The organism is Arthrobacter sp. KUASC02, assembly GCF_059739395.1.
Genome location: NZ_AP046053.1, coordinates 1944877 through 1961948, shown reverse-complemented (window position 1 = coordinate 1961948; position 17072 = coordinate 1944877). Strand labels below are relative to the sequence as shown.

The following is a 17072-nucleotide window of genomic DNA, read 5'->3' as shown; positions in this document are numbered from 1 at the left end:
GCCGGGCAACTACCGTCCGCGCTTGCCGTCAAAGAAGTCGCGGGCGTCGTCGTCAACGGCGCCGGCTGCACTGTCTGAAGCACTGCCTGAAGCACTGTCAGCGGCACCGCCGGTGGCATCGTCGTCGTCGAGATCGTCGTCGTTGGTGACCAGTTCGTCGTCGTCCACATCGTCGCCAGCGTCGTGCGCGCGGGCCGGCGCAGCAGCCGGGGCTTCGGCAAACCCGCGGAACACGAGCCCTGCGATGGCGGCGCCCACCAGCGGGGCTACCCAGAAGAGCCACAGCTGTTCAAGGGACCAGGAGTTGCTGAAAATGGCCGAGGCGGTTGCCCGTGCCGGGTTGAACGGCGTGTTGCCCACTGCCTGGCCCAGCTGCAGCAGGACGGCGAGCGTAAGGCCCACGGCGAAGGGCGCGGCGGCCTTGCTGGTGTTGCGTGCAGCCGTGGTGCCCAGGAAGACGGCCACCAGGATGGCGGCGCCCAGGACCTCCACGAGCAGGACGCCGGCCATGGGCGCCTGGATGATGGAATGCTCGCCAAAGCCGGCGGTCACGGTGTCAAAGGCGGCCCGGGTGTCTTCGATCTTGGGAACAGTCCGCAGGATTCCGAACAGTGCGAGCGCTCCGGCCACGGCGCCGACCAGCTGCGCTCCGAGGTAGGCCGCGGCTTCCGGCAGGCGGATGCGGCCGGCGATGGCGTTGCCCAGGGTTACTGCCGGGTTGAAATGTCCGCCGGAAATGTACGCGAAGGCGAGCATGGCCGCGGTGACGGCAAGGCCGGCGGCCAGCGAGGCGGACAGCGGGTTCGACTGCGGAATCGTGAACAGCGGAACTCCCAGGCCTGCGATCACCAGGAACAGGGTGCCAAAGGCCTCCGCTGACAGGCGTGCAACCAGGCCCGGTTTGAAAGCCTCCGGAGCGGCAGGCAAATCGGAACTTGGAGTCGGGCGTGCAGGCACAGGGGCGGTCATGGTGTGGAAATCCTTTGCTTCGATGCGCGGCCGGTGAACCCGGTGCGCGTGCGGGCGGCGGTGCGCCCGGCAATGTACTGTCCGACGTATTCTGCCAACCGAGTCTGGACGCTTGCTGGATTCGAGCTTAGCGGTCGACGCACCGCCGCGGCGACTGCGCGACGTGCTTCCCGGGGAATCCGGATGCCGTCCCCGGGGTAAATTTACAGATATGAGCACTGAACATTCCCGCCTGACGGCGCCGACGCCCCAGTCCCGGATCCATGGCTGCCTGCTGGGCGGCGCACTGGGCGATTCCCTCGGCTACGCCGTGGAATTCGATGATATTTCCACCATCCGGAGCCGCTTCGGTCCGGCGGGACTCCAGGATTTTTCAGCGCTCGACGCCGGCAGCCACTTCTCGGACGACACGCAGATGACGCTGTACACGGTTGACGGCCTCGTCGAGGCACTGGAGTGGGCAAATGAGGGCACGGCCGCCGATGCCAACGCCTGCGTGTGGCTCGCCTACCTTCGCTGGCTGGCAACGCAAGGGGTGCCGGTGCCGTCCTCGGCTCCAGCCCCGCAGCCGCGCTGGATCGACGGACAGGCAGCCCTGAAGCACCGTCGGGCGCCCGGGAATGCCTGCCTCAGCGGCCTGGCCTCCGGCGAAATGGGGACCATTTACCGCCCGGTCAATCCCGATTCGAAGGGATGCGGCACGGTGATGCGCTCTGCGCCGTTCGGCCTCATCCCGCACATTCCGGCGGAGGCGGTGTACAAGCTGAGCTCCGACGCGGCGTCGTTGACCCACGGCCACCGTTCGGCGCGGCAGAGTGCTGGAACTTTCAGCCTCCTGATCCACGCCCTCATGGGTGGCCAAAGTCTCACGGAAGCGGCCGACTACGTGCTCGAAGATGCCCGTGGACGGGACGACGCCGAGCCGGCCCTCGTTGACCGGCTGGAACGGTCCGTCCACCTCGCGGCGGTTTCCCGGCAGGAGCCGGCCGCCGCAGACCGCCTCGGCCCCGAAGACCTGGTCCGTGAGCTCGGGGAAGGCTGGGTGGCCGAGGAAGCCCTCGCCGTCGCCCTGTATGCGGTGCTGGCCACAGCCCCGGCAGGGGATATTGACGGCGACACCGCAGCGGGGGCTGCCGGCGGCGTGTCCCGTGCAGGCATCGAGGCGCACTTCCGTGAGGCCATTGCGCTGGCCGTGAACCACAGCGGAGACAGCGACTCCACCGGCTCCATCGCCGGCAACATCCTGGGCGCCTTCTACGGCGAGGAGTGCCTGCCTGCCGCGTGGCTGGAGTCGCTGGAGGCCCCGGAGGTCATCCGCGGGATGGCCGGGCAGCTGGTCTCGGTGACCATCGCCTGAGTCAGGGCCGCTTCAGGGAGATGTTGTTGCAGGCTTCACAGATGTCCGCCGGAATGAGTCCCCGGCGCTGCAGGAAGCCGAAGATCGCGCAGCCCAGGCAGAACCCTGCGAATGCTTCCAGCGAGGCTGCCACGATAAGGACGGCCAGGAGCGTCCAGGCGGCGGGAGCCAGGCCGGCCGCGAGCAGCAGGGCTGCGGCGGTTGACATGCCTGCACCAATGCCTTGGGCGAAGCGCTTGGGCGGACCGGGCACCAGCTTGGCCCGGTCCAGACGCGGCGCCAGGACCTTGACGGAGAGCTGGGCCAGCGGTGAAATCCTGGGACCGAACAGCACGCGCAGCCAGAAGCCGGCGGCGATGAGGGCAAGTCCCCAGCCCCAGCCGGTCAACAGCGTGGCGGCCGCAACCACGACCACCAAAGCTGCGGTGATCCTGGCCGCATACTCGTTGACCGGGTTCGGGAATGCGAACACCGTGCGCCAGTCGAGGCCGGTGCGCCCGCCTGCCGCCGCGGCAGTGGTAGGAACGGCGTCGGCCGGGGAGTCGATCTGGAGTTTGCCCATGGTGCAAGGCTAGGAGCCCGCCTCCGGCACCGGAAGGATTGTTGCGCCGTATGACCGCCGGCTAGATCAAGGCGGCGGCTGCCGGAACCTGCCCGCCCACCATCTGCAGGAACTCACCTTCGGACAGCACCTCGATGGCCTGCCCGCGCTCGTGGAGTTCCAGGACCCTCCGGGCTTTGCCGGTCAGGCGGCCGGAGCGGAGATCCGAGGCCACAAAGCCGTCGCCAACCACCAGAACCGTGGTCCGTCCGGTCACCCTGCTTTCGGGCTGCGCGCCGTATTCGGCCGACAGGACCTTGGCCTCGGGCCGGGGCATGGCAAGCTCCCCCGTGAACACGACCGTCTGCCCGAACAGCGGGTGGCCGGGTTCGGCGTCGGAATTCGGCACGGGGTTGGCCCCTTCCTCGGGCCAGCCGGATTTGAACGGCCGCGCCGCGGCTGTTCCGGTGCCGCCGGCTGCCCCCAGGGCAGTCAGCGTGGCCTTGGACAGACCGTCACGGGCGGGATCGAATGCCTGTTGATGCGGGAGCTCAAGTCCCAGGGACAGGAAGAGTTCCGCAATGCTGCCGGCGCCGTTGCGCCGGGCAATGTCAATGAGGATTCCCGCGCACGCCCTGGCATCCTCAGCTGCGTCGTGGTGGTTGACCAGCGGAACGCCGGCTTCCTCCGCCGCATAGGGCAGCGAGTTGGATACCAGGGAATAGCACCGGCGGGAAAGCATGACCGTACACACGTAGTCGTAGGCAGGGCCAGGCAGCCCGGACACTTCCAGCCCGGACCGGATGACGCCCAGGTCGAAGGCCGCGTTGTGGGCAGCCAGGACATCGCCGCCAATGAAGGCACCGATCTCCGGGAAGAGTTCGCCGAAGCGCGGCAGGCCGGCCACATCCTCGGCCCTGATGCCGTGGATCCGCACATTGTGGTAATCGAAACGGTCGTGGTTTTCGGGCGGGCGCATGAGCCAGGACGCTTCCTCCACCACCACGCCGCCGCGGACCTTGCTGAGCCCAACGGCGCACGGCGAACCGCGGAAGCCGTTGGCTGTCTCGAAGTCGATCGCCGTAAAGTCCAAACCCACGGCTCAAACTTTACCGCCGGCCGGCCCGCGCCCCGGCACGCCGGCCCGGTTTGTCGCGGGTGTCGATGGTCACGCAACGTCCCTGCGGGGAAGGCCCGGCACCGGGGGTCCAGTAACCTTGGAGGGTGAACCTACATGCGATGAGTGACTTTGCCGTGTCCACCCTCGGGGGTGCGGGACCGGTGCAGCCGCACCTGGCCTCGTTCCTCCCCGACTGGCTCAACCCCCAGATCTTCCTGGCAGATCCGGCGCTGGCCCCCTGGGTGGTGCTGCTGGTCTGCGGCATCATCTTCGCCGAGACGGGCCTGCTGATCGGCTTCTTCCTCCCCGGCGACTCCATGCTGTTCACTGCCGGCCTCCTGGTGGCCACGGACACCATCAAGTTCAACATCTGGCTGTTCGCGGCCCTGATCATCGTTGCGGCCATCGTCGGCAACCAGACCGGCTATTTCATCGGTTCCAAGGCCGGGCCGGCCATCTTCAACAAGCCGGACTCCAAGCTGTTCAAGCGTGAAAACGTCGAAAGTGCGCACGCCTTCTTCGAAAAGCACGGCGGCAAGGCGCTGATCCTGGCCCGTTTCGTTCCCATCATCCGCACGTTCGTGCCGGTGATCGTGGGCGTCGCGCAGATGAGCAAACGCAAGTTCTTCCTCTTCAACGTCATCGGCGCCGTGCTCTGGGGCGGCGGCGTCACGCTGCTCGGCTACCTGCTGGGCGACCGCGTGCCGTGGGTCCGCGACAACCTGGACATCATCTTCATCATCATCGTGCTGGTCTCCGTGATCCCCATCGGCATCGAAGTACTCCGCGGGCTGTCCGCCAAGCGCCAGGCGGCGCACTTCGGCACGGACGCGGTGGATGAGTTCATCGAAGAACACGAACCCCAGGACGAGCGCAAGACGAACATGTAGCACGGAACGAGCGAAGGCGCCCCGCACTGCGGGGCGCCTTCTGTCGTTAATCTGACGGCTAGGACCGGCTCCGCGTGCGGTGGTCGGCCAACGCCTCAACGATGGCCGGCAGCAAGGCCCTGAACGCCTGGCCCCGGTGGCTGATGGCATTCTTTTCCTCGGGGCTCAATTCAGCGCAGCTGCGGTCCAGGCCGCTTGGCTGAAGCACCGGATCATAGCCGAAGCCGCCTTGGCCCCGCGGTTCGCGCAGCAGCGATCCTTCGAGCTGGCCGTACTCCACCACTTCGCGTCCGCCGTCCGCTGCCGCCCCCGGCACCGCGAGCGCGGCGGCGCAGACGAAAGCGGCGCCGCGGTACTCGTCGGGGACGTCGGACAGCTGGTCCAGCAGGAGCCGAAGGTTGGCGGCGTCGTCACCGTGGCGGCCGCTCCACCGGGCCGAAAAGATCCCCGGCGCCCCGCCGAGGACGTCCACCGACAGGCCCGAATCATCGGCAATGGCCACCAGGCCGGTGGCCTCGGCCACGGCCCGGGCCTTCAGCAGGGAGTTCTCCGCGAACGTCACGCCGGTCTCGACAACGTCCGGGGCACCGACGGCGCCGGCGTCCACGACCTGGGTATCGACGTCGAGCCCCGGCACCTGCCCGCGCAGCAGCTCACGCAGTTCGCGGAGCTTGCCCTTGTTGTGGGTCGCGAGCACCAGCACCGGACCGGCGGGGTCCGCCAGTTGCCCGGCGGAGTCCGTCACGGGGCCTCCGCCAGCGTTTCGCGCTGGATGGCCGCGAGCTGCTCCGTACCCAGCAGGGCAAGGTCCAGGAGCTGGTTCAACTCGTCGCGGTCGAACGGGGCGCCCTCGGCCGTGCCCTGGACTTCCACGAATTTGCCTGACCCGGTGACCACGACGTTCATGTCGGTCTCGGCGCGGACATCTTCGACGTACGGCAGGTCCAGCATGGGGATGCCGTCGATGATGCCGACGGACACGGCAGCGATCGTGTCGATGAGGGGCTGTGCATTCTTGGAGATGATCTTGTTTTCGCGCGCAAAGCGGATGGCTTCGGCAAGCGCCACATAGGCGCCGGTGATGGCGGCGGTGCGGGTTCCGCCGTCGGCCTGCAAAACATCGCAGTCCAGCACAATGGTGTTCTCGCCCAGCGCCTTGGTGTCGATGATCGACCTCAGCGAGCGGCCGATCAGCCGGGAAATCTCATGGGTGCGGCCGCCGATCTTGCCCTTGACCGACTCGCGGTCGGAGCGGGTGTTCGTGGCGCGCGGAAGCATGGCGTATTCGGCCGTGACCCAGCCGCGGCCCTCGCCCTTGAGCCAGCGCGGCACGCCTTCGGTCAGGGAAGCCGTGCACAGCACCCGGGTGTTGCCGAACTCGATCAGGGCCGAGCCTTCGGCCTGCTTGGACCAGCCGCGGGTGATGCTGATCGGGCGGAGCTGATCAGGGGTACGGCCGTCGGCACGAATGACGGGGGTTGCAATTGCTTCAGAAGTCATGTTGCAAGCTTAGCGATCGCACAGCCCCGGCCAGGACCCGTTCCACCCAAGTAGGTAGCAGCAGGTGTCGTTTTGAGCCTTCAAAACGACACCTGCTGCTACTTAGTTGGGCCTCAGACGGTGTAATGGACTCCGGCCACGGCAACGGCGACGTCGCCGCTGAACACGGGTTTGGCCTCGGCCATGACTTTGGTCTGCGACGTCCATACCGGAATGTGGGTCAGGAGCAGCCGGCGCGCCCCTGCCGCGGCGGCAGCCTCGCCGGCGCGTTTGCCCGTCAGGTGCACGTCCTTGATGTCGTCGTCGCGGCCTTCCTCGAAGGCGGCCTCGCACAGGAAGAGGTCGGCGTCCTTTGCGGCTTCCTCCAGCCCGGCACACGAGTCGGTGTCCCCCGAGTATGTCAGGACGCGGGTGACCGGCACACCGCCTGCGGACGGTTCCGTCACCTCGACGCGGAGGGCGTAGGCCTCCTCCACGGGGTGGTTCACCGCGAACGGCGTCACGGTGTACGGTCCCACCGTGACGGACTGCCGTTCGGTCCAGTTGGTGAAGTCGAATTCCTCGTGCATGCCCGGGTCCAGCTCCAGCCCGTACGCCGTGGCCATCCGGTCCGCCGTCGCCGCCGGGCCCCAGACCTTAATCCGGTCCCGGCCCCAGCCGCCCGGCTTCCAGCGCACGGCCACATGGAGGCCGCACAGGTCCATGCAATGGTCCGGGTGCAGGTGGGTGAGGAAGATCGCGTCAATGTCCTCAAGGTCCGTGTACCGCTGGATCGCCCCGAGGGCCCCGCTGCCGAGGTCCATCACGATCTTCCAGGTCCGCTCGCCGTCATGCGCGGTCAGCAAATAGCACGACGCCGGGGAGCCCGGACCCGGGAAGGAACCGGTGCAGCCAACAATGGTCAGTTTCACAGCCGTGTTCCCCCGGCCGCGGATCCGCCGACGAAGTTGGAAATCCGCGGCCGGGCGGCGCCGGCCCGGGCTGCCGCGATCATTTCCGGCGTTATCTTCGCCAGGCTGCCGGTGGGGTACTGCGCGGCAACGTGGTCCACGTGCTTCACGCTGAGCACTTCGGGACCGAGGAAGCGCCTGGCCAGGGTTTCGAACTGGCTGGCTTCGCCGGTGGCGATGAAGTGGTGCTGGGGCGGCGCCTCGACGGTCCGCTGAAGATCGTGTGAAACGAGTGCCCGGTAAACATCCTTGGCGGTTTCCTCGGCACTGGAGACGAGGGTGACGTCCTCCCCCATGACATAGGAGATCACACCGGTGAGCAGCGGGTAGTGCGTGCAGCCGAGCACAACGGTATCCACGCCGGCGCTGCGCAGCGGCTCAAGGTACTCCCGGGCAACGGCAAGGAGTTCCGGACCCGTGGTGATGCCGGCCTCCACGTAGCTGACGAATGCCGGGCAGGCCACGGACGTGATGTGCAGGTCCGGGGCTGCGGCGAAGGTGTCCTCGTACGCCCGGGAACCCACGGTCGCGGAGGTCCCGATGACGCCCACCCGGCCGCTCCTGGTGGCGGCCACAGCCCGACGCACCGCAGGCTGGATCACTTCGATCACGGGAATCCCGTAGCGGGCCGTGTACCTCTCGCGGGCGTCCCGGAGCACAGCGGCGGAGGCGGAGTTGCACGCGATGGTCAGCAGCTTGACGCCGGAATCCACCAGCTCATCCATCACGCCAAGGGCGTTGGCGCGGACCTCGGCGATGGGCAGCGGGCCGTAGGGGCCGTTCGCGGTATCGCCCACATAGAGGATCGATTCGTTGGGCAGCTGGTCGATGATGGACCGCGCCACGGTCAGTCCGCCGACTCCGGAGTCGAAGATGCCGATGGGCCGCGAGCCCATGGGGCTGTCGTCCGCGCTGCTCGCTGGGGAATCCGCCACAGCGTCCGCTGCCGGATCCATGCTCGATGCTGAAGTCATGATTATTCGAGGATAGGGCTTCCCTGTTGGTGCGGCCATCACATTGTGTCGTCCGACTCATGTTGGATAAGTCACACAATTTGGCGTCAGGCCCGCCGCACGCACGCCGAAGCGCTCAGGCCCGCGGTTCCATGGACTGGAGCATGGCCTGCACCAGCGATTCCTGCAGCCACGTGGTGAAGTTGTACACCAGCGCCAGGTAGCTTTCCACGTCTTCGGCCTGGGACCAGTCCTGCATTGTGTGGACGTGTTCGGCGTCGGCGTCGTCCCGGATGTCAAGCCGTTCAGCCAGGACCAGCCGGACGTCGTTCAGCGCCTGCGACCAGTGCCGGGCGTCGGCGGGCGAGAGGACCACGTCGTTGGTGTCCAGGCCCAGCGCCGCCGCCCGCAGGGCGCCGATCTTGTTTTCCCGCAGTGAGCGTTCGGTGAGCTGGCGGAACTCCAGGGCGGCGGCGTCGTCGGTCCGGGTGACGTTGGGCAGCAACCGCCGCAGCGCACGGTCCGACGGTTCCTGGACATTCATGTCCAGCCCGATCAGGGCTGTCAGCGGGTCTTCGCTGGCGCTTTCGGCCGGTTCGAGCATGGAGATGACGTCGTCGATCAGGCTCCGCAGCAGTTCCCGTTCCGCCGGTTCGAGGTATCCGGTAATGCCTTTGAGCCCGTATTTGAATGCCTTAGCCACGTTTGCCTTTGCCCTTGCCGGATCCGCCGTCTTTGCCGCCGCCGGTGGCTTTTTCCACCGTGGCCCACAGGCCGAAGCCGTGCATGGCGACGGCGTGCTGCTCAACCTGTTCCTTGCTGCCGTGCGCCACGATGGAACGTCCCTTCTTATGGACCTCCATCATGAGCTTGTTGGCCTTCGGCTCCGAATAGCCGAAATAGCTCTGGAAAACGTAGCTCACGTAGCTCATCAGGTTGACGGGATCGTTCCAGATCACCAGGTTCCAGGGAATGTCCGGGGCCGTCAGGGCGTCGGTGGACGTCACTGTTCCGGTCTGGGTGCTCTCCTGGGTGTCAGGGCCGAGCGCAACGCTTAAGGTCATCTGTCCATTCTAGGGCGATGCGCACTAGAGTGAATTCGTGAGTACCCCTGCTGGCTGGGATCATCCCCGCACGTCCTTGTACACCGACCACTACGAGCTGACCATGCTCCAGGCGTCGCTGCATTCAGGTGCCGCACACCGGAAGTCGGTGTTTGAGGCGTTCGCCCGCAGGCTTCCCGACGGCCGCCGCTACGGGATCGTGGCCGGAACGGGCAGGCTGCTGGAGGGCATCGCGGACTTCCGGTTCGGCGGACCCGAGCTCGATTTCCTCCGCCGCACGCACGTGGTCAACGACGAAACCCTGGACTACCTGGCCGGGTTCCGTTTCACCGGGGACATCTGGGGCTACGCCGAGGGCGAAGCCTATTTCCCCAACTCCCCCATCCTGATTGTGGAGTCCACGTTCGCCGAGGCCTGCATCCTGGAGACCTACATCCTTTCGGTGCTCAACCACGACAGCGCCATCGCCTCCGCTGCGTCGCGCATGATCACCGCTGCGGGCAACCGGCCCTGCATCGAAATGGGGTCCCGGCGGACCCAGGAGGAATCCGCGGCCGCCGCCGCCCGTGCGGCCGTCATCGCCGGCTTTGACAGCACCTCCAACCTCGAAGCCGGGCGCCGGTACGGCATCAAGACGGTGGGCACCGCCGCCCACTCGTTCACACTCCTGCACGACACTGAACGGGAAGCCTTTGAGGCACAGATCGCCTCGTTCGGCGCCGGAACGTCGCTGCTGGTGGACACGTACGACGTCGAAACGGCCGTCCGTACGGCCGTGGACCTTGCGGGTCCCAAGTTGGGGGCAGTCCGGCTCGACTCCGGAGACCTCGTGGCGCAGGCCCAGTGGGTCCGCCGGCTGCTGGACGACCTCGGCAACGAAAACACCAAGATCGTTGTCACCTCGGACCTGGATGAATACGCCATCGCGGCTCTGCAGTCCGCACCGGTTGACTCCTACGGCGTGGGCACCTCGCTGGTCACCGGCTCCGGCGCCCCCACCGCGAGCATGGTCTACAAACTCGTCAGCCGCACCGACGACTCCGGCGAATTCGTGTCCGTTGCCAAAGCAGCCAAGAACAAGACGAGCAAGGGCGGCAGGAAGTACGCGCTCCGCAGGCTCAACGAACGGGGCGTCGCCACCCACGAGATGGTGGGAGTAGGGCACCGGCCCGAAGACGACGGCAATGACCGCCAGTTGCTGCAGCAGTTCATCAAGAACGGCGAACTGCTCCCCGGCTGGACCGGGACCGAGGGCGTGTTCCGTGCCCGCCAGCGGCACATTGACTCCATGGCGGAACTTCCGGCAGTCGTCAACCGCCTGCAGCGCGGCGAGCCGGCCATCCCCACCGTCTACGAGGAGAACTGATGTCACGCGCCCTGATCATTGTCGACGTGCAGAACGATTTCTGCGAAGGCGGCTCCCTGGCCGTCAAAGGCGGAGCGGACGTGGCCGGGGCCATCAGCGAATACGTGGACGCCCATCACGGCCAGTTCGACCACATCGTGGCCACCCAGGACTGGCACATCGAGCCCGGCGCCCACTTCGCGGAGAACCCCGACTTCATCGACTCGTGGCCGCCGCACTGCGTCGCCGGCACCCGCGGGGCGGAACTGCACCCGGACCTGGACACGGAGTACATCCAGGCCTATTTCCGCAAAGGCCAGTTCACCGCAGCCTACTCCGGTTTTGAAGGCATCCTTGCACCCGAGGACGCGGTCCCCACAGGCGACCGGAAGCCCGGCGCCCTGCCGTTGGAGGACGCGGAGGCATTGACTGCCAGTTCGTTTGCCGACGAGGACGCCATCGGCCTGGACGACTGGCTGCAAAGCCACGATGTGGAGGACGTGGTGATTGTGGGAATCGCCACCGACTACTGCGTCATGGCCACCGCCCTGGACGCCGTCCAGGCCGGCTATTCGGTGACGGTGGTCCGGAACCTCACGGCCGGAATCGCAGCCGACCTCGACGACGCCTACGCCGAGATGGAACTCGGCGGAGTGGACCTTGCCTAGCCTGGATCTGGCCTGAGCCTCGCCGCCCGCGTTGCCGGCGGGCTCCGGACCTGGCGGTCCGGGCGCCTATTTCCGGCCGATGAACCAGTCCTGAAGCTTCCGCAGCCTGGCCTGCAGCTGTTCCTCGTTGGCCTGTGCCACCGGCGGGCCGCCGCAGACGGTGCGGAGTTTCGTATGCACCACCCCGTGCGGGGTTCCCGTTCGCGCGGACCACGCGGCCACGTTCTTGGCCAGTTCGTTGCGCAGGTCCATGAGCATCCGGTGATCGGGAACAGCGGGGGCAGCCTGCGAGGCGGCAGATTCACCCGCCCGGAGCTTCTTCCGGCTCTGCTGTTCATGCTGGCGCTGGCGCAGCAGCGTGCCCACCTGTTCGGCGTCCAGGAGTCCCGGAATGCCGAGGAAGTCCAGTTCGTCGTCGGATCCGATGTCGCCGCCGGTGCCGAACTCGCCGCCGTCGAACAGCACGCGGTCGAATGATGCCTGCGAGTCGAGGGCCTCAAATTTGCCCTTGGTGAGGCTGTCGGACGCCTTGTCCTCCCGGTTGGCCTCGTCCATGAGCGAGTCTTCGGGATTGAACAGGCCGTCCGGGTCTTCTTTCTCCGGCCGGTCCAGGGCGTGGTCGCGTTCAGCTTCCATCGAGTTCGCCAGCGCGGTCAGCTGCGGAACCGACGGCAGGAACACCGACGCTGTTTCGCCGCGCTTCCGGGCGCGGACAAAACGGCCGACGGCCTGGGCGAAGAACAGCGGCGTGGACGTGGATGTGGCATAGACGCCCACCGACAGTCGGGGAACGTCCACGCCTTCGGACACCATGCGGACCGCCACCATCCAGCGTTTGTCGCTGGCGGTGAATTCCTCGATCTTGCTGGATGCCTTGACGTCATCGGAAAGGATCACGGTGGGTGATTCACCGGTGATCTTCTTCAGCTGGCCGGCGTAGGCGCGGGCGTCCTCGTGGTCGGTCGCAATCACCAGGCCGCCGGCGTCGGGTACGGTCCGGCGGACCTCGCTCAGGCGTTTGTCCGCTCCGGCCAGCACAGCCGGGATCCATTCGCCGGCCGGGTTGAGGGCGGTCCGCCAGGCCTGCGAAATGATGTCCTTGGTGACGGCCGACTCGCCGAGGGACGCCGCCATCTCCTCGCCGCCGCTGGTGCGCCAGCGCATCTGGCCCGAGTACGCCATGAACATGACCGGACGGACCACGTGGTCACGCAGGGCGTTCCCGTAGCCATAGGTGTAGTCGGCCTTGGAGCGGCGGATGCCGTCCCGGTCCTCGGCGTACTCCACAAAGGGAATGGGTGACGTGTCGGAGCGGAAGGGCGTGCCCGTGAGAGAAAGCCGGCGTGCGGCCGGGTCGAAAGCCTCGCGGAGTCCGTCACCCCAGGACAGGGCTTCGCCGCCGTGGTGGATCTCGTCGAGGATCACCAGGGTACGGGCTGCTTCCGTCTTGGCGCGGTGCAGCATGGGCTTGCTGGCAACCTGGGCATAGGTCACGGCGACGCCGATGAAGCCGCGGCCGTGCTGCCCGTCCGCATTCTTGAAGTTGGGGTCGATCGCGATTCCCACGCGGGCCGCGGCGTCAGCCCACTGCCGTTTCAGGTGGTCCGTGGGCGCCACAATGGTCACACGGTTAACGGTGCCCGCCTCGATCAGCATCGACGCCACACGCAGCGCGAAGGTGGTCTTGCCTGCGCCGGGCGTTGCCACCGCGAGGAAGTCCCTGGGACCGGTGGCAAAGTAGCGGTCGAGCGCTTCCTGCTGCCACGCACGGAGCTTCTGCGCGGTTCCCCACGCTGCCCGCTCGGGATAGGCCGGCGGCAGCGTTGGCCCGCCAAAGAGTGTCTCGGTCACGCAGAGCCCTCAATTCCCCGCATTGCGGCAGCCGTGAGCGAAAGACACATAAACATAAACACCAATCTGTTCCGGAGGAGCCGCACTGCTCCGGTCATCAAAAATCATCGTGGTCACGGGAGGTGCGCAGCAGGGATTGCGCCCCCATGGTTGTCTTGCCCCGCCCTGGCCGGGCGGGCCGGTCACCGACTTAAGCCAGGTGACCGGTGAACGGCCCTATTTGCCGGAATCGCCGTCGGAGCCCTTGCCGCCGTCGTTCCCGGGACGCAGGCCTTCGTAGACCTCTTTGCATTCCGGGCAGACCGGGAACTTCTGCGGATCGCGGCCGGGAGTCCACACCTTGCCGCACAGAGCGATGACCGGCTCGCCCGTCATGGCTGACTCCATGATCTTCTCTTTGCGCACGTAGTGGGAGAACCGTTCCCGGTCACCGGGTTCCACTTCCTCGCGCACTTCCTCGCGCTCGATAGTGGCCGTGGACGTTCCTGGTCCGGAAAGCTCGCGCATCGGGTCGTTTTCGAGGGGGTCCGTCATGCTAGTCATGGCATCCATCTTAGCCGTTGTGCCGGACAAAAAACCGGACCTCTGAACTACAGGCCCTGCCAGGCGGGCTTGTTGTCATACGTCTGGCGGTAGTAATCGGCCAGCCTGAGCGATGACGCGGCGGCCTCGTCCACCAGCACGGTGACGTGGGGGTGCATTTGCAGGACGGACGCGGCGCAGATGGCAGCCACCGGTCCTTCCACCAAGTCCCGGACAGCCTGGGCCTTTTGGGCGCCGGTGGCAATCAAGATCACATGGCGGGCCTCCATGATGGTGCCCAGCCCCTGGGTGATCACGTGGTGGGGAACATCATGGATGCTTTTGAAGAACCGGGCGTTATCCCGGCGTGTCTGCTCGATGAGGCTCTTGATCCTCGTCCTGGACGCCAGGGACGAGCCGGGCTCGTTGAAGCCGATGTGGCCGTCAGTGCCTACGCCCAGCAGCTGGAGGTCCACCCCGCCGGCAGCCCTGATGGCGTCCTCGTAGACCTGGCAGGCCGCGGGGATGTCCGCCGCCTGGCCGTCGGGAGTATGCACGTTTTCGGGTGCGATGTTCACCCGGTCGGTGAACTCCCGGCGGATGACCTCCCGGTAGGACTGGGGGTGGCCTTGCTCCAGGCCCACGTATTCGTCCAGGGCAAACCCGCGCGCACGGCTGAAGTCGAGGCCGCCGTCATTATGACGCCGGGCGAGTTCGTCATAGACCGGCAACGGGGACGCTCCCGTTGCCAGGCCGAGCACCGCGTCGGGCTTACGGCGCAGCAGGGCCTCGACGGCGTCGGCTGCGAGGGACCCGATCTGTTTGCTCCCCGGAAGAATAACCACTTCCATGGCGTACCGCCTTTCCGCATCCAGTACTACTAATCATGGCCCCACCGGCCTATCGGTTGACTGAAAGCTGTGCCAGAAGTTCGGGGCCCCGGGCATCGAGCCATTTCCCGCCCAGGCGGACCCCTGCCGTAAAGAGGACCAGGCCCAGCACCGGGCCGAGCGCCAGGTTGATCCAGCCGGGCACCGTGCTGCCCGTGACGGACTGCGCAATGACCAGGGCTGCTTCCGGCAGCACCAGCACCAGCAGGACGCCCATCCCGCCGAACTGGACCGCCATGGTCTGCGCGACGTTCCCGGGCGGCTTCTTGAACGGGCTGTCGCCGGGCAGGGGCACCGCCACCGTATACCGGGCCGAGACTACGGATGCCAGGCCGAGTCCGGTGAACAGTATTCCCAGGGCCAGTCCCAGCAACGCGGGCAGCCAGTCCCAGTTTCCGGTGAAGAAGAACGGCCCGACGCTAAAGACCAGCACGATGGGAAGTGCAAACGCCAGGCAGGCCAGGGCGCGCCCCAGCCTGTCGTGGACGCCGCGGACGCCGCTGGACAGATGGAGGGCAAACGCCGTGTTGTCGTAGGACACGTCCGCTGAAATCGACCATGCCAGCAGGAAGGCCGCCAGCGGACCGATGATCGCCAGCACGCCGTAATCACCCGTCTGCCCCGCCTGGAAGAACATGAGGACGGGCAGCAGCGGAATGACCACCAGGGAACCCGAGTAACGGGGGTCCCTGATCCAGTACGTGAGGGCCCTGGCCGTAATGGCGCCGACAGGCGTGGCCGGCATGACACCGAAGAGGCCCATCCGGCCGCCGCGCTTCCTGCCGCCTGCCGCGAACGGCGGAGTGACCAGGGCACGCTGCAGGAGCACCTTCCAGCACCAGGCCAGGCCCGCCAGTGTTGCCACCGCGATCAGGAACTTGAGCCCGGCCGGTCCGTACCGGGCCGCCGCCGCGTCGCCGCCGAGTGACCATGCGGCACCGGCCGGCGTCCACGCCACGATGCGGGCCAGGTCAGCCAGGAATCCGGCGGAGCCCGCGGCACCCTGGGCAACGAAAGCCACGATCGGTCCCATGAGCATCAGCGGCACCATAAAGGCGAGTGCGCTGACATCCTTGAACCGCCGGGAGGAAGCCAGGCCGGCAGTCGCCGTCGTCACCACTTTGGACAGGACAATGCACGTCAGCACGCCCAGCACGGCTCCCGCCACGGCGGCCACGACAGCCGGCGCTCCCCTGCTCCACGTGCCCACCGTGGCAAGCGCCACGAGCGCCGTGGCGATGCCGGGAATCCCGATCAGTCCGCCGAGGGCCAGTCCGGTCAACAGTTGCGGCATGGGGACTGCCGCCGTGGTGAACCGGGCCGGGTCCAGGGTCATGTCCGCCGAGGACGCAATGACGGGGACCACTCCCCAGCCCAGGACCGCTGCCGATCCGCCCAGCACCACCACGGTCTGGGCGAGCTCCAGGTCGGCCGTCCGGAGCAGGACGAGCGCCACCCCAAAGAACCCGGCAATCCCGACGGCGTACAGCCCGCCGATGATCAGGCCCAGAAGCTGCCACGGGCTGCGCCGGAGGCTGTTGCGCAGGAGCGTCAGCTTGAGCCTTAGAAGGTGCGCAACCATTCCAGGCCCTCCGTCTGGCTCCGGCCCCCGACGAGCTGGACGAACCGGTCCTCCAGCGAGGCGCCGGCCCGGACCTCCTCCACGGTGCCGGCGGCCAGCAGCCTGCCCGCGGCAACCACCGCCACGTGGTCGCACATTCTCTGCACGAGGTCCATGACATGGCTCGAGACGATCACCGTTCCGCCGGAAGCGACATAGCGGTCCAGGATGTCCCTGATATTCGCAGCGGAAACCGGGTCCACCGATTCAAAGGGTTCATCCAGCACCAGCAGCCTGGGCGCGTGGATGAGGGCCGAGGCGAGGGCGATCTTCTTGGTCATGCCGGCCGAATAGTCCACCACGAGCGTTCCGGCGTCGGCACTGAGATCAAACGCCGCCAGGAGTTCCGCCACCCTGGCGGACACCACGTCCTTGTCCATCCCCCGCAACAGGCCCGCGTAGCTCACCAGCTGTTCACCGGTCAGCCGGTCAAACAACCGCACGCCGTCGGTGAGGATTCCCATCAGCTTCTTGGCTTCGAGCGGCCGCGTCCAGACATCGGTGCCGTGCACCAGGGCCGTGCCGAAGTCCGGCCGGAGCAGCCCCGTGGCCATGGACAGCGTGGTGGTTTTCCCTGCGCCGTTGGGACCCACGATCCCGTAGAAGGACCCTGCCGGCACGTCCAGGCTGATGCCGTCCACGGCGATCTTCCCGCCGAAGCGCTTGGCGAGGCCGCGGATGGACAGGGCAGGAACGGCTAGCGGGGCCGGAACAGCGAGCGGGGCCGGAACAGGGTGGTCCTGGCGGCCGGCAGCCGGATGCGGACCGGGTTGCGGTTCAGTCATGGTGCCAGCGTAGCCTCACCTCCGCGGTGGGAGGATCGTCCCAAAG

18 protein-coding genes are annotated in these 17072 nt (G+C 67.1%); 4 read left to right on the top strand and 14 right to left on the bottom strand.

What is annotated here, in order from left to right; translation table 11 throughout:
* Window positions 1-9 precede the first annotated feature (9 nt).
* Window positions 10-969 (bottom strand): MIP/aquaporin family protein, encoded by a 960-nt coding sequence (locus AC6JAC_RS08970; protein WP_028270063.1) that lies wholly within the window; start codon window positions 967-969, stop codon window positions 10-12.
* Between the two features lie 211 nt (window positions 970-1180).
* On the opposite strand from AC6JAC_RS08970, the gene AC6JAC_RS08965 reads away from it, so the two are divergent.
* Window positions 1181-2326: an ADP-ribosylglycohydrolase family protein gene (locus AC6JAC_RS08965; protein ID WP_497964349.1), complete on the top strand. Its 1146-nt coding sequence runs from the start codon at window positions 1181-1183 to the stop codon at window positions 2324-2326.
* A gap of 1 nt (window position 2327) precedes the next feature.
* On the opposite strand, the gene AC6JAC_RS08960 is transcribed toward AC6JAC_RS08965, so the two are convergent.
* Window positions 2328-2888, bottom strand: coding sequence for a DUF4395 domain-containing protein (locus tag AC6JAC_RS08960; protein ID WP_497964347.1), 561 nt, complete (start codon window positions 2886-2888; stop codon window positions 2328-2330).
* Between the two features lie 61 nt (window positions 2889-2949).
* Window positions 2950-3966, bottom strand: coding sequence for a 3'-5' exonuclease (locus AC6JAC_RS08955; RefSeq protein WP_028270066.1), 1017 nt, complete (start codon window positions 3964-3966; stop codon window positions 2950-2952).
* 140 nt (window positions 3967-4106) lie between these two features.
* Here AC6JAC_RS08955 and AC6JAC_RS08950 point away from each other — a divergent pair, with 140 nt between their 5' ends.
* On the top strand, window positions 4107-4877 hold the full coding sequence (locus tag AC6JAC_RS08950) for a VTT domain-containing protein (RefSeq protein ID WP_043437936.1): 771 nt from the start codon (window positions 4107-4109) through the stop codon (window positions 4875-4877).
* A 58-nt stretch (window positions 4878-4935) separates the two neighbouring features.
* Here AC6JAC_RS08950 and rdgB read toward each other — a convergent pair whose 3' ends face one another.
* From rdgB to clpS, 6 genes are all read right to left on the bottom strand, one after another.
* Window positions 4936-5622 (bottom strand): RdgB/HAM1 family non-canonical purine NTP pyrophosphatase, encoded by a 687-nt coding sequence (gene rdgB / locus AC6JAC_RS08945; RefSeq protein WP_497964344.1) that lies wholly within the window; start codon window positions 5620-5622, stop codon window positions 4936-4938.
* Window positions 5619-6377, bottom strand: a complete 759-nt coding sequence (gene rph / locus AC6JAC_RS08940) for a ribonuclease PH (protein WP_028270069.1) — start codon at window positions 6375-6377, stop codon at window positions 5619-5621. The genes rdgB and rph overlap by 4 nt, the downstream gene beginning before the upstream one ends.
* A gap of 113 nt (window positions 6378-6490) precedes the next feature.
* On the bottom strand, window positions 6491-7288 hold the full coding sequence (locus tag AC6JAC_RS08935) for an MBL fold metallo-hydrolase (protein ID WP_028270070.1): 798 nt from the start codon (window positions 7286-7288) through the stop codon (window positions 6491-6493).
* A complete protein-coding gene (gene murI / locus AC6JAC_RS08930) occupies window positions 7285-8340 on the bottom strand; it encodes a glutamate racemase (protein ID WP_454698868.1) in 1056 nt (351 codons plus the stop codon). The genes AC6JAC_RS08935 and murI overlap by 4 nt, the downstream gene beginning before the upstream one ends.
* A gap of 76 nt (window positions 8341-8416) precedes the next feature.
* Window positions 8417-8983: a DUF2017 domain-containing protein gene (locus AC6JAC_RS08925; RefSeq protein ID WP_347895545.1), complete on the bottom strand. Its 567-nt coding sequence runs from the start codon at window positions 8981-8983 to the stop codon at window positions 8417-8419.
* A complete protein-coding gene (gene clpS, locus AC6JAC_RS08920; protein ID WP_028270073.1) occupies window positions 8976-9344 on the bottom strand; it encodes an ATP-dependent Clp protease adapter ClpS in 369 nt (122 codons plus the stop codon). Before clpS ends, AC6JAC_RS08925 begins: the two co-directional genes overlap by 8 nt.
* A 37-nt stretch (window positions 9345-9381) precedes the next feature.
* On the opposite strand from clpS, the gene AC6JAC_RS08915 reads away from it, so the two are divergent.
* Together AC6JAC_RS08915 and AC6JAC_RS08910 are read left to right on the top strand one after the other, a co-directional pair.
* Complete coding sequence (locus tag AC6JAC_RS08915; protein ID WP_028270074.1) at window positions 9382-10710, top strand: nicotinate phosphoribosyltransferase; 1329 nt, start codon at window positions 9382-9384, stop codon at window positions 10708-10710.
* Window positions 10710-11357: an isochorismatase family protein gene (locus AC6JAC_RS08910; protein WP_028270075.1), complete on the top strand. Its 648-nt coding sequence runs from the start codon at window positions 10710-10712 to the stop codon at window positions 11355-11357. Before AC6JAC_RS08915 ends, AC6JAC_RS08910 begins: the two co-directional genes overlap by 1 nt.
* Before the next feature lie 66 nt (window positions 11358-11423).
* Here AC6JAC_RS08910 and AC6JAC_RS08905 read toward each other — a convergent pair whose 3' ends face one another.
* From AC6JAC_RS08905 to AC6JAC_RS08885, 5 genes are all read right to left on the bottom strand, one after another.
* Window positions 11424-13208, bottom strand: coding sequence for a DEAD/DEAH box helicase (locus AC6JAC_RS08905; RefSeq protein WP_028270076.1), 1785 nt, complete (start codon window positions 13206-13208; stop codon window positions 11424-11426).
* 216 nt (window positions 13209-13424) lie between these two features.
* Window positions 13425-13760 (bottom strand): DUF3039 domain-containing protein, encoded by a 336-nt coding sequence (locus AC6JAC_RS08900; RefSeq protein ID WP_028270077.1) that lies wholly within the window; start codon window positions 13758-13760, stop codon window positions 13425-13427.
* A gap of 38 nt (window positions 13761-13798) precedes the next feature.
* Window positions 13799-14581, bottom strand: coding sequence for a glucosamine-6-phosphate deaminase (gene nagB / locus AC6JAC_RS08895; RefSeq protein ID WP_497964340.1), 783 nt, complete (start codon window positions 14579-14581; stop codon window positions 13799-13801).
* Between the two features lie 49 nt (window positions 14582-14630).
* The gene (locus AC6JAC_RS08890) at window positions 14631-16202 is read right to left on the bottom strand and encodes a transporter (protein WP_497964338.1); all 1572 of its coding nucleotides are present in this window, start codon (window positions 16200-16202) and stop codon (window positions 14631-14633) included.
* The gene (locus AC6JAC_RS08885) at window positions 16184-17026 is read right to left on the bottom strand and encodes an ABC transporter ATP-binding protein (protein ID WP_028270080.1); all 843 of its coding nucleotides are present in this window, start codon (window positions 17024-17026) and stop codon (window positions 16184-16186) included. The genes AC6JAC_RS08890 and AC6JAC_RS08885 overlap by 19 nt, the downstream gene beginning before the upstream one ends.
* Between the last annotated feature and the right edge of the window lie 46 nt (window positions 17027-17072).